Source organism: Aeromicrobium sp., from assembly GCF_025965075.1.
Classification (GTDB): domain Bacteria; phylum Actinomycetota; class Actinomycetes; order Propionibacteriales; family Nocardioidaceae; genus Aeromicrobium.
The window spans coordinates 1-11,639 of record NZ_JAOPXQ010000197.1; the positions used below are offsets into that span (position 1 = coordinate 1).

General features: G+C 71.1%; 12 protein-coding genes. 5 read left to right on the top strand and 7 right to left on the bottom strand.

Annotated elements, in window-relative coordinates:
* On the bottom strand, positions 1-1,372 hold a 1,372-nt coding region (locus tag JWQ91_RS11905; RefSeq protein ID WP_297784175.1), incomplete at its 3' end, for a carboxyl transferase domain-containing protein.
* Between the two features lie 44 nt (positions 1,373-1,416).
* On the opposite strand from JWQ91_RS11905, the gene JWQ91_RS11910 reads away from it, so the two are divergent.
* The gene (locus tag JWQ91_RS11910) at positions 1,417-1,968 is read left to right on the top strand and encodes a TetR/AcrR family transcriptional regulator (RefSeq protein ID WP_297784178.1); all 552 of its coding nucleotides are present in this window, start codon (positions 1,417-1,419) and stop codon (positions 1,966-1,968) included.
* Here JWQ91_RS11910 and JWQ91_RS11915 read toward each other — a convergent pair.
* Entirely contained in the window at positions 1,907-2,821 is a 915-nt protein-coding gene (locus JWQ91_RS11915) for an EamA family transporter (RefSeq protein WP_297784180.1), read from the bottom strand. The two genes, JWQ91_RS11910 and JWQ91_RS11915, sit on opposite strands and share 62 nt — an antisense overlap.
* A gap of 73 nt (positions 2,822-2,894) precedes the next feature.
* Between JWQ91_RS11915 and JWQ91_RS11920 the strand changes: the two genes are divergently transcribed.
* Complete coding sequence (locus tag JWQ91_RS11920; RefSeq protein ID WP_297784183.1) at positions 2,895-3,791, top strand: LysR family transcriptional regulator; 897 nt, start codon at positions 2,895-2,897, stop codon at positions 3,789-3,791.
* On the opposite strand, the gene JWQ91_RS11925 is transcribed toward JWQ91_RS11920, so the two are convergent.
* Both JWQ91_RS11925 and JWQ91_RS11930 read right to left on the bottom strand, forming a co-directional pair.
* The gene (locus JWQ91_RS11925; protein WP_297784186.1) at positions 3,788-5,398 is read right to left on the bottom strand and encodes an FMN-binding glutamate synthase family protein; all 1,611 of its coding nucleotides are present in this window, start codon (positions 5,396-5,398) and stop codon (positions 3,788-3,790) included. The genes JWQ91_RS11920 and JWQ91_RS11925 overlap by 4 nt on opposite strands.
* A gap of 48 nt (positions 5,399-5,446) precedes the next feature.
* Positions 5,447-6,967, bottom strand: a complete 1,521-nt coding sequence (locus tag JWQ91_RS11930) for an MFS transporter (protein ID WP_297784189.1) — start codon at positions 6,965-6,967, stop codon at positions 5,447-5,449.
* A gap of 103 nt (positions 6,968-7,070) precedes the next feature.
* Here JWQ91_RS11930 and JWQ91_RS11935 point away from each other — a divergent pair, with 103 nt between their 5' ends.
* From JWQ91_RS11935 to JWQ91_RS11945, 3 genes are all read left to right on the top strand, one after another.
* On the top strand, positions 7,071-7,598 hold the full coding sequence (locus JWQ91_RS11935) for a TetR/AcrR family transcriptional regulator (protein ID WP_297784192.1): 528 nt from the start codon (positions 7,071-7,073) through the stop codon (positions 7,596-7,598).
* 85 nt (positions 7,599-7,683) lie between these two features.
* On the top strand, positions 7,684-8,829 hold the full coding sequence (locus tag JWQ91_RS11940; RefSeq protein ID WP_297784194.1) for a glycerophosphodiester phosphodiesterase: 1,146 nt from the start codon (positions 7,684-7,686) through the stop codon (positions 8,827-8,829).
* 90 nt (positions 8,830-8,919) lie between these two features.
* Positions 8,920-9,192, top strand: a complete 273-nt coding sequence (locus tag JWQ91_RS11945; RefSeq protein ID WP_297784197.1) for a DUF2277 domain-containing protein — start codon at positions 8,920-8,922, stop codon at positions 9,190-9,192.
* 34 nt (positions 9,193-9,226) lie between these two features.
* On the opposite strand, the gene JWQ91_RS11950 is transcribed toward JWQ91_RS11945, so the two are convergent.
* The 3 genes from JWQ91_RS11950 to JWQ91_RS11960 form a co-directional block, all read right to left on the bottom strand.
* Positions 9,227-9,994, bottom strand: coding sequence for a class I SAM-dependent methyltransferase (locus JWQ91_RS11950; RefSeq protein WP_297784199.1), 768 nt, complete (start codon positions 9,992-9,994; stop codon positions 9,227-9,229).
* Between the two features lie 49 nt (positions 9,995-10,043).
* Positions 10,044-10,844 (bottom strand): crotonase/enoyl-CoA hydratase family protein, encoded by an 801-nt coding sequence (locus JWQ91_RS11955; protein ID WP_297784203.1) that lies wholly within the window; start codon positions 10,842-10,844, stop codon positions 10,044-10,046.
* Positions 10,845-10,853: 9 nt separating this feature from the next.
* Positions 10,854-11,639: B12-binding domain-containing protein (locus JWQ91_RS11960; RefSeq protein WP_297784207.1), on the bottom strand; the 786-nt coding region annotated here is incomplete at its 5' end.

Here is an 11,639-nt window from a genome sequence, read left to right on the forward strand (position 1 = left end):
CCTCGTCCTCGGCGGACCACTGCTCGCCGCGGGACTCCATGCCGTCGCGCTTGACCGTCGCGAGGACCGCGGCGGCCTGCTCGCCGCCCATCACCGAGATCTTGGCGTTGGGCCACATCCACAGGAATCGCGGGTCGTACGCCCGCCCGCACATACCGTAGTTGCCGGCGCCGTACGAGCCGCCGATCACGACGGTGAACTTCGGGACGACCGAGGAGGCGACCGCCGTGACGAGCTTCGCGCCGTCCTTGGCGATGCCGCGGTTCTCGTACTCCTGGCCGACCATGAAGCCCGTGATGTTCTGCAGGAAGACCAGCGGGATCCCGCGCTGGTTGGCGAGCTCGATGAAGTGCGCCCCCTTGAGCGCGGACTCGCTGAACAGGATGCCGTTGTTGGCCACGATCGCGACGGGATAGCCGCAGATCCGGGCGAAGCCGCACACCAGCGTCTCGCCGTACAGCGGCTTGAACTCGTGCAGCCGCGAGTCGTCGACGATGCGGCGGATGACCTCGCGGACGTCGTAGGGCGTCCGGCTGTCGGTCGGCACGAGGTCATAGAGCTCCTCGGGGTCCTCGCGGGGCTCGACCGACTCGTGCGGTGGCGGCTCGCTGGTCGGCCGCTCGAACGTCGCGACGATCGACCGGACGATCTGCAGCGCGTGCTCGTCGTCGTCGGCCAGGTGGTCCACGACGCCGGAGGTGCGCGCGTGCACGTCACCGCCGCCGAGGTCCTCGGCCGTCACGACCTCACCTGTCGCGGCCTTCACGAGCGGCGGCCCGGCCAGGAAGATCGTGCCCTGCTCCTTGACGATGACGGTCTCGTCGCTCATCGCCGGGACGTACGCCCCGCCGGCCGTGCTGGAGCCCAGCACCGCCGAGACCTGCGGGATCCGCAGCGCCGACATCTGGGCCTGGTTGTAGAAGATCCGGCCGAAGTGCTCACGGTCGGGGAACACCTCGTCCTGCATCGGCAGGAACGCCCCGCCGGACTCCACGAGATAGAGGCACGGCAGCTGGTTCTCCCGCGCGACGGTCTGCGCCCGGAGGTGCTTCTTGACCGTCATGGGGTAGTACGTGCCGCCCTTGACCGTCGCGTCGTTCGCGACGATGACGCACTCGCGGCCGCTGACCCGGCCGATGCCGGTGACGATCCCGGCGCTGGGGACGGCGTGCTCCTCGTCGGGGCGGCCGTACATCCCGTACGCCGCGAGGGCCCCGATCTCGAGGAACGGCGAGCCCGGGTCGAGCAGGTGGTCGACCCGGTCGCGCGGCAGCAGCTTGCCCCGGTCGACGTGGCGGGTGCGGGCCCTTTCGGTGCCCCCCTGACGGACGACGCTCAGCCGGTCACGCAGCTGGTCCACGAGTTCACGCATGAACCGAGGTTAACAGCCGTTAACCACCTGCGTACACTGGCCGGGTGACCACGACCCGTCGCGAGCAGATCCTCGACACCGCCGCGACACTGTTCGCCGAGCGCGGCTTCCACGGGGTCTCGGTGCACGACATCGGCGGGGCGTGCGGGATCTCGGGGCCGGCGCTCTACAAGCACTTCGCCGGCAAGGACGACATCCTCACCCAGTCGCTGACCTCGATCAGCGAACGGCTGCTGGCCGAGGGGCGGGCCCGCGCGGAAGCCGCGGCGGGTCCCGACGAGGCGCTGGCGGCGCTGATCGACTGGCACATCGAGTTCGCCCTGGGCCACCCCGCGCTGATCGTGATCCAGGAGCGCGAGTGGACCAACCTCGCCGCCGACGGGCGCCGCGAGGTCCGCACCCTGCAGCTGGCGTACATCGACATCTGGGTCGACACCCTCCGCCAGCTGCGCGGCGACCTCGACGCGACCGAGGCGCGCGCCGCGGCCCAGGCGACGTTCGGCCTGCTCAACTCGACCCCGCACAGCGCCCGGATCAGCGAGGCGCAGATGCGATCCCGACTGTCGCGGATGGCTCGGGCGGCCCTGCTCGCCTGACCCGCCGGGTGATCGTCGCGGCGGCGACCCCCGCCAGCATGACGATGCCGCCGATGACCTCCAGGACCGTCGGCACCTCGCCCTGCACGATCCACGCCGTTGCGATCCCGACGACCGGGACCAGCAGGACGAACGGGACGACGGCGCTCGCGGGATAGCGGGCGAGCAGCGAGTTCCAGATCCCGTAGCCCAGCAGGGAGGCGCCGATCGCGGTGTACGCCGTGCTGGCCACCGCGGTCCCGGACAGGTGCGTCAGCGCGTGGCCGACCTCGTGCCCACCGTCGACGACCAGGGACAGCAGCAGCGCGGGGACCGGGACGACCAGCGCGGACCACACCACGAGCGAGAAGCCCGAGGAGATGCCGGCCCGGCGGGCGATGACGTTGCCGGTCGCCCACGACATGGCCGCGCCCAGCATCACCAGGATCGGCAGGATCGGGGCCGTCGCGCCGTGCGCGACGATCACCAGCACCAGCCCGGCCGTGCCGATCGTCGCGCCGACGAGCTGCCGGCGGGTCGGCGCCTCCCGCAGCACCGCGGCGGCGATGACGATCGTGAAGATGACCTGCGCCTGCAGCACCAGCGAGGCCAGCCCGGCCGGCATCCCGAGGTCGAGCGCGACGTAGAGCAGGCTGAACTGGCCGAGGCTCATGAACGCCCCGACCGCCACGACGTCGCGCCACCCGGCCTGGGGCCGCGGCACCAGGAACACCAGCGGCAGCGCCACGAACGTGAACCGCATCGCGAGGAACAGCAGCGGCGGCACCCCGTCCAGCCCCTCGTCGATGACCACGAAGTTGCCGCCCCACACCAGCATCACGAGGACGGCGAGCAGGCTGTGCTTCAGGGACATGACATCCAGTCTCCCCCGCACAACGGTGAAGCACCAGCAATGGTTTGTCGCGTCAACAGCGTACGGTTGCTTCATGATCGACCTGGGAGCGTTGCGGGCGCTGATCGCGGTGCGCGACCACGGCAGCATCGTGGCGGCCGCGGCGGCGCTGGGGTTCACCCCCTCCGCCGTCTCGCAGCAGATCAAGAAGCTCGAGCGGCAGAGCCGCTCACCCATGCTCGAGCGGGTCGGCCGCAGCGTCATCCTCACCGAGCGCGGCCGGCTGCTCGCCGAGCGCGGGGCCCTGCTGCTCGCGGACCTCGAACAGGTCTCCGACCTCGCGGTCGGCGGGGCCGAGGAGCTGCGCGGGACGTTCCGGCTGTCGTCGTTCTCGACCGGCTCGCGCGGCATCGTCGCGCCGCTGCTCGCCCGCCTGCGGACCAGCGCGCCCGACCTCACGGTCACGGTCACCGAGAGCGATCCCCGCGAGGGGGTCACGGTCATCGAGCGCGGTGCCGCCGACCTGGCGATCGTCCACGACTGGAGCACCCTGCCGCTCGACGTCCCGTCGACCGTCGAGCGGCACGACCTGCTGGTCGACCAGGCCGATGTCCTGGTCCCGTGGAACCACCGCCTCGCCCTGCGCGACACCGTCACCCCGCTGGAGCTCCTCACCGACGTGTGGGTCGCGACGCCCGCGGGCTCGATCTGCCACGAGTGGCTCCTCCACATGTTCGCGCTGCACGGCGAGCGCCCCGACATCCGCTTCTTCGACGCGTCCTACGCGACCCACGTCTCGATGGTCGAGCACGGGGTCGCGGTCGCCCTGCTCCCCCGGCTGGGCCGCGAACCACTGCCGCCGACGGTCCGCTCGATCCCGGTCGTCGACCCCACCCCGCAACGTCAGGTCGGCTCGTTGTGGCGCGCCTCGAGCCGGGACAACCCCGCACGGCAGCACGTGCAGCGCGAGCTCGAGCGGATGTACGCCTAGAAGCCCGCCGGGGCGTCGTCCGCGAGCGGCCGGAAGTCGCCGGGATCGGCCAGGCGCCAGTCCCGGGACCACGCCTGGGGCGGATCCGTCAGGAGCTGGCCGGGGGTCAGCCAGGTGTAGAGGTCGGCGTACGTCTTGGTGATGTGCGGGTCGACCCGGCGGAACAGCTTGCGCGGTGTCAGGTCGGCGAACGAGTCCAACCCCATCGACGCCACGATCTGCGCCGCGCTGGCGACCGTCAGCGCCTGGAAGTTGCGCACCCGGACCGACTTCTCGGAGACCACCAGCGCCCGCGCCCGGGCCGGGTCCTGCGTCGCGACGCCGACTGGGCAGTGGTTGGTGTGGCACTTCTGTGCCTGGATGCAGCCGATCGCGAACATCATGGCCCGGGCGGCCATCGTGAAGTCGGCGCCCTGGCACAGCCGCTTGACCATGTCGGCGCCGGTCGCGATCTTGCCGCTCGCCCCGATGCGTACGTAGTCGCGGACGCCCGAGCCGACCAGCGCGTTGTGCACGAACATCAGCGCCTCGGTCAGCGGCATGCCGACGTTGTCCTCGAACTCGACCGGTCCGGCGCCGGTGCCACCCTCCGAACCGTCGACGATGATGAAGTCGGGATAGGAGCCGCGCTCGACCATGGCCTTGCAGACCGCCAGGAACTCGCGGCGCGAGCCGATGCACAGCTTGAACCCGACGGGCTTGCCGCCGCTGAGCTCGCGCAGCTGCTCGATGAACTGGATGAGCTCGCGCGGCGTGCCGAACGAGTTGTGCGTCGGCGGCGACACGATCGTCTCGCCGATCTCGACCCCCCGCGTCTCGGCGATCTCCTGGGTGACCTTGGCGCCCGGCAGCAGCCCACCGAGGCCGGGCTTGGCGCCCTGCGAGAGCTTGATCGAGATCGCCTTGACGCTGGGGAGCGCGGCCCGCTCGGCGAAGCGCTCGGGGTTGAAGTGCCCGTCGGGGGTGCGGCAGCCGAAGTAGCCCGAGGCGATCTCCCAGATCAGGTCGCCGCCGTGCTTGAGGTGGTAGGGGCTGATCGATCCCTCACCGGTGTCGTGCGCGAAGCCACCCATCGCGGCGCCCGCGTTGAGCGCCTCGATCGCGTTGCCCGACAGCGAGCCGAAGCTCATCGCCGACACGTTGAGCAGCGCCATGTCGTACGGCTGGGTGCACGCCGGCCCCCCCAGGCGGACCCGCGGGATCATGCCGTCGGCGTGCCTGGCGCGCAGCGAGTGCGCGACGAACTCGTAGCCCACCGCCGTGACGTCGCGCTCGGTGCCGAACGGCTCCTCGCCCTTGTTGCCCTTGGCCCGGTCGTAGACCAGGTCGCGGGTCTCCCGGTCGTACGGCGTGCCGGAGGTTGCGGACTCGACGAAGTACTGCTGGATCTCGGGCCGGATCTCCTCCAGCATGAAGCGCAGGTGGCCGATGATCGGGTAGTTGCGCATGACGCTGTGGCGGATCTGCACCAGGTCGTGCACCGCGACCGCCGCGAGGAACAGCAGCGGGCCGGCCGCGATCCACCACCACGGGGAGACGATCACCGCGACGAGGGCGGCGACCAGCGCCACGAGCGCGAGAAGGCCGACAGCCAGCCACCGGAGCATCTGCTCATGGTGCCACCGCCGGACCCGGCGCGCGAGGCCTCGCCGCGGTCAGGCGTCCTTGAGCATCCGCCATGACACCAGCGCCGCGAGCAGCGTGACGACGATCGCCGCCGCCGAGGTGTACTGCACGCCGAGGTCGAATGCGGCCCGCGCCGACGTGAGCAGCCCCTCGCCGATCTCGTTGGGGTAGTAGTGCGCGACCTGCAGCGTGCCGCCGAGGGTCTCGAACGAGCCGTCCCGCTCGCCCCACTGGACGATCGCGGGAAAGGTCAGGTGCGAGCGGTACGTCGAGGTGAGCACCGTGCCGAGGATCGCGGTGCCGAGGACGGCCCCGATCTCGTACGCCGTCTCGGAGATCGCGGAGGCTGCGCCGGCCTTGGACGACGGGACGCTGGAAAGCATCAGGTCGTTGGTCAGGGTCTCGGCCACCCCGATGCCGACGCCCATGACGGCGAACGCCACCGCGATCGAGACGACCGTCGGGGTGCCGGTCAGCGCCGTGATGGCGTAGCCCGACGCGGACGCCACGAAGCTCGCGGTGATCAGCACCCGGGCGGACACGAGCTGGACCAGGCGCACCGCCACGAAGCCCGCGACGACCGTCGCGGCGAGGCCGGGCAGGAGGGCCAGGGCCGAGTCCATCGGGCTGAGGCCGAGCACGAGCTGCAGCAGCTGGGCGCCGAGGAACAGGAATCCGGTCAGCGCCATGAAGCTCAGCAGGTTGCCGATGATCGCGCCGGTGAAGACCCGGTTGCCGAACAGGGACAGGTCGATCATCGGCGAGGGGCTCGTGCGGAGGCGACGCACCAGCGCCCAGGTCGCGACGACGCCGACGCCGAACGCCGTCAGGGTCAGGTCGCTGAAGCCGTGCTCGGCGGCGTTCTTGACCGCGAACACCAGCGGCAGCATCGACAGCAGGGACAGGCCGATCGCGGGGAAGTCCAGCGGTCCGGGCTCGGGGTCGCGTGACTCCGGGAGCAGCACGAGCGCCAGCGGCAGCAGCACGAGGATCAGCGGGACGTTGATCAGGAAGACCGAGCCCCACCAGAAGTGGCCCAGCAGCCAGCCGCCCAGGACCGGGCCGAGGGCCGCGCCGCCGCTGAACATCGCGGCCCAGGTCGCGATCGCGAGCCGGCGGTCGCGCGGGTCGTGGAAGACGTTGCGGATCAGCGACAACGTCGACGGCATGAGCGTCGCGCCGGAGATGCCGAGCAGGACCCGCGCCGCGAGCAGCGTCTCGGGCGTACGGCTGAAGGCCGCGAGCAGCGATGCGGCGCCGAAGCCGACCGAGCCGAGCAGGAGCAGCCGGCGGCGGCCGAACCGGTCGCCGATGCTGCCCATCGCGATGAGCAGGCCGGCGAGCATGATGGCGTACAGGTCGACGATCCACAGCAGCTGCGTGCCACTGGGCCGCAGGTCGACGCTGATCGCCGGGAGCGCGAAGCTCAGCACGGTGTTGTCGACCGACACCATGAGGACGGGCAGCATCAGCACGGCCAGCGCGGCCCATTCCCGGGGTCCGGCCCGGTGTGCCTGCACGGTGGCGATGCTCTGGTCGATCGTGGTCATGCTCGTCCTCCTCACGGTGTTTGCGAACCATCCAACTATACCGTCTGGACGGTATAGTTGGGACCGTCGGTAGGGTGACGTTGCTCTCGCTAGAGTGGGGCGCATGCCGGCCGCCGAACGTTCCACGAGGGACCGCCTGATCGACGCCTTCGAGACCCTGCTCGTCTCGGCCGGGACCCGGTCGGCCACGCTCGACGCGGTCGCCGCCGAGGCCAACGTCTCCAAGGGCGGCCTGCTGTACCACTTCCACAGCAAGGACGAGCTCGTCGAGGGCATGCTGGTCCGGCTCCGGGAGCAGGGCCGGGCCGACGTCGACAAGATGCGCACGGCCAAGAAGGGTCCGGTCGACTTCTACCTGACGACCTCGGTCAACACCGGCAGCGCGTTCGACCGGGCACTGATCGCGGCCGGCCGCATCGCGCAGGAGAACGACTCCCGCGCCTCCGCCGCGCTGGCCGACCTGCGCGAGGGCTGGTTCACGGTCCTGCGCGAGCACCTCGGCGACGAGTCCCTCGCCCGGACGATCCAGCTGATCGGCGACGGCCTCTACTTCGACGACACGACCGGCCTCAGCGAGAAGAACGCCCTCAAGCACGTCCGGGACGTCCTGACCCGCCTCGGCGCGCTGTAGTCCCCGTCCTTGTTCACCTGATGGTTCACCTGATGGCCCGGCGGGGTGCACGCCGAGGTCATCCGGGTCGCGTGCGCTGGGGGGCATGACACTCCTTCAGCTCCCCGTACGCCGTGCTGCCCACGTCATCGGCGCAGCCGCCGTCGCCACCGGGCTGGCGGCCCTGCCGGCCTCCGCCGGCACGGCCACGACGTCCCCCACGGCGTCCTCCCGCCCCTCCCACGCCCACCAGCCGATCACGGTCTTCGCCCACCGCGGCGCCTCCGGCCACCGGCCCGAGCACACCCTCGCGGCGTACGAGCTGGCGATCCGGCTCGGTGCCGACTACATCGAGCCCGACCTGGTCAGCACCAAGGACGGCGTGCTGGTCGCCCGCCACGAGAACGAGATCAGCGGGACCACCGATGTCGCCGACCACCCGGAGTTCGCCCAGCGCAAGACGACCAAGTCCATCGACGGCGTGCCGGTCTCGGGCTGGTTCACCGAGGACTTCATGCTGCGCGAGCTCAAGACCCTGCGGGCCAAGGAGCGGCTGCCGGCGGTGCGGGCCGGCAACACCCGGTACGACGGACGGTTCGAGGTGCCGACGTTCGACGAGGTCCTGGCGCTGGCCAACCGGGAGAGCCGCCAGCGCGGACGCGTCATCGGGGTCTCGCCCGAGACCAAGCACCCCACCTACTTCCGGTCGATCGGGCTCCCGCTCGAGCGGCCGCTGCTGCGCTCGCTGCGCGGGGCCGGCCGGGACTCGGCCCGGTCGAAGGTCGTGATCCAGTCCTTCGAGACGACCAACCTGCGGCAGCTGTCGCGGGTGACCCGGGTGCCGCTGGTCCAGCTGACCTCGGCGGTCGGGGCGCCGTACGACCTCGTGGCCGCGGGCGACCCACGGACGTACGCCGACCTGATGGCGCCCGCCGGGCTGCGACAGGTCGCCCGCTACGCCAGCTGGCTGGGCCCGGAGAAGAACAGCATCATCCCGCGGGACGCCGCCGGCTTCCTCGCCGCGCCGACGCCGGTCGTCAAGGACGCGCACCGGGCCGGGCTCAAGGTCGTGTCCTACACGTTCCGCGACGAGAACCAGTTCCTGCCGGCCGACTTCCGCGACGGGACGAGCCCCACCGCCAAGGGCGACGTCTTCGGCGAGCTGCGGGCGTTCTTCGAGGCCGGGGTCGACGGGGTCTTCGCCGACTACCCCGACAGCGCCGACGCCGCCCGCGACTGGTGGCAGGACTGACCCCACCCCGGCAGGATGTCGGCATCTGTGGGTCGTTCCGGGCCCCGGAAAGACCTGGAACTGCCGACATCCTGGGGTTAGCCTGAGGGCATGTGCCGGAACATTCGAACCCTCCACAACTTCGAGCCCGCCGCCACCCATGACGAGATCCAGGCCGCCGCGCTGCAGTACGTCCGCAAGATCAGCGGCTCGACCAAGCCGGCGAAGGCCAATGAGGAGGCCTTCAACCGCGCCGTCGCGGAGATCGCCCACATCACGGGGCACCTGCTCGAGGACCTCGTGACGACCGCCCCACCCAAGGACCGTGAGGTCGAGGCCGCCAAGGCCAAGGAGCGCTCAGCCCGACGCTTCGCCCCGGCCTGAAGCCCTCGAAGCCCCCAGCGGGGCCTTCGGCGCGTCAGGCCTTCGTGAGCTTGAGGAAGATGCTGGGGCCGAAGTTGTTCTTGGCGAGGCGCTTCTGGGTGATGCGCTCGACGGCGATCATGACGCTCTTGGGCAGGGCCTTCTTGAGCCGCTGGCTGCGCAGGTTGGAGACCGACAGCTTGCTGTCGAGCTGCAGACCGGCGGCCGCGAGCTGACCGACCACGGTGTCGATGTTGTGGTTGACGAACGCGATCGCGTCGGGCTCGTCGGCCTTGACGGTGCGGATGCTGACCGGCTCGATCGGGAGGGGCTTGCCCTCCTTCTTGTGCCGGCGACGGTTCTTGTAGTGCCCGTAGTTGGCGACCTCGATGATCGCGGTGCCACCCGGCGCCAGGACGCGGGCGATCTCGGCGAACTCCGCGGACGGCTCGGGCAGGTGGTGCATGACCCGGACCATCGTGACGAGGTCGAGCTCGCCGTCGGCGAACTTCAGGTCGTCGGCCTGCATCTGCACCTGCTCGATGTCGGTGCCGGCGAGGACCTCCTTGGCGGCCTCGAGCTGGCTCGCAGCCGGCTCGGCCAGCGTGACCTTGTCGGCGAACGTGCGCAGCAGGATGCACAGCCGGCCGAAGCCACCACCGATGTCGGCGGCACTGCGGTAGTGGTTGCCCTTCAGGAGGCGCCGGATCGCGATGTGCTCGGCGGCATTCTCGTAGTCGCGGTTGTCCCAGTACTTCGTGTAGTCGTAGCCACGCTCGTACTGGTTGGCGACCTTCTTGGAAGGTGTGTTGTCGTCAGTCACGCCGTTCACAGTAACAACCGCGGGCGTACATCCCGACCACCCGCGGGGATCAGCCGAACGAGCGCGGGCCGAAGACCGGGGTCTCCTTGGCCGTGCCGGCCTTGCGGGCGATCGCGGTGTTGCGGGCCTTGAACATGATCGCCTGCAGCTTGCGCTCGAGCCGGTACGCCGACCGGACGCTGCCGCGTCGCGTCGCGTACATCAGCCGCTTCGTCGCGGCGACGGAGTCCGGGGACCGCTCGACGATCCGGTCGACCAGCGCCAGCGCCGCCGCGAGGGGGTCGTCGCTCGCCTCGGTCGCCAGGCCGAGCTCGACCGCGCGCTCCCCCGAGATCGACTCGCCCGTCATCGCCAGGCGCATCGCGACATCGGCCTTCATGAGCTCGCCGAACGGCACCGTCCCGGACATGTCCGGCACCAGGCCCCACTTGGCCTCGAGGATCGACCAGGTCGCGTCGGGGGTCGTGAAGCGGAAGTCCGCGCCGACAGCGAGCTGCACGCCGGCGCCGTAGCAGTGGCCGTGGACGACGGCGATGACCGGCACGGGCAGCTCGCGCCAGATCTGGTTGACCTTCTGGAACCGGTTGACGCTGCGCGGGCCGGCGAGGAAGAACCGGGCGACCCGCTTCTTGTCCTCGAACGCCGAGCCGAAGTCCAGCCCGGCGCAGAACGACCGGCCGTTGCCGCGCAGCACGATGGCACGGATGTCGCGGTCGGCCTTCAGCGCGGTCGCGGTGGCGATGAGCTCGTCGATCGTGTCGAGGTCGACGCCGTTGAGCTTGTCGGGCCGGTTGAGCGTCACGTACGCGATCGGTCCGTCGATCTCGGTCAGGACACGGGATTCGGTCATGCCGCCATGTTACCGGTCGGTAGCACCGGCCGTGGTCGCCACGACCCGCACGATCACCTCGACGGTGTCGCGCAGCCCGTGCGGCGCCGTCACGCCGGGTCGCTCGCCCACCCCGGCGGGCCAGCCGGGCCCGGCCAGCACGACCGTGCACCGCCGGGGCAGTCCCGCCAGCACGTCCCAGACGGGATCGCCCGCGGGCCGCTCGAGCGACGCCCAGAGGAACACGACCTCGGGGTCGACCTGCCGGGCCAGCGAGGCCAGCGCGGTGGCCGGGAAGGTCGAGCCCAGCAGGTGCACCCCCAGCCCGGCCTCGGCGAGCGCGCTCTCCAGGGCGAAGACCGGGATCGCGTGCCGGTCGTCCTCCGCGCTCGCCAGGATGACGGTCACGCTGCGATCCAGGTCGTCGTACGTCCGGGTGTGCGCGCGGAGCTCGCCGACCACCGCCTCGCTGGCGAGGTGCTCGGCCTCGATGCCGAGCCGCCCGGCCGCCCACTCCTCACCGACCCGCACCAGCGCCGGCGACAGGACCGCGGTCCACGTGTCGATCACACCCCGACGGCTCAGCACGGCCCCGACCACCTCGCCCACACGGACCGCGTCGTGCGCGCCGGTCACGGCCAGGATCTCCGCGACGACGTCCTCGGCGTCCCCCGTCTCGATGGGGACGGGCAGCTTCTCGGCCTCCAGCGCGGCGGCCAGGTCGCGAGTGCCCAGCGCGTGCGCGACCCGGGTGGCATCGCTCGGCGGGGCGCCCCGCTCGATCAGTCGCTGCGTCAGGCTGACCCGGTCGATGTC

Coding starts and splice junctions, on each gene's coding strand:
- JWQ91_RS11915 (WP_297784180.1), bottom strand. CDS start 2,821: ATGTCCCTGAAGCACAGCCTGCTCGCCGTCCTCGTGATGCTGGTGTGG.
- JWQ91_RS11920 (WP_297784183.1), top strand. CDS start 2,895: ATGATCGACCTGGGAGCGTTGCGGGCGCTGATCGCGGTGCGCGACCAC.
- JWQ91_RS11925 (WP_297784186.1), bottom strand. CDS start 5,398: ATGCTCCGGTGGCTGGCTGTCGGCCTTCTCGCGCTCGTGGCGCTGGTC.
- JWQ91_RS11930 (WP_297784189.1), bottom strand. CDS start 6,967: ATGACCACGATCGACCAGAGCATCGCCACCGTGCAGGCACACCGGGCC.
- JWQ91_RS11935 (WP_297784192.1), top strand. CDS start 7,071: ATGCCGGCCGCCGAACGTTCCACGAGGGACCGCCTGATCGACGCCTTC.
- JWQ91_RS11940 (WP_297784194.1), top strand. CDS start 7,684: ATGACACTCCTTCAGCTCCCCGTACGCCGTGCTGCCCACGTCATCGGC.
- JWQ91_RS11945 (WP_297784197.1), top strand. CDS start 8,920: ATGTGCCGGAACATTCGAACCCTCCACAACTTCGAGCCCGCCGCCACC.
- JWQ91_RS11955 (WP_297784203.1), bottom strand. CDS start 10,844: ATGACCGAATCCCGTGTCCTGACCGAGATCGACGGACCGATCGCGTAC.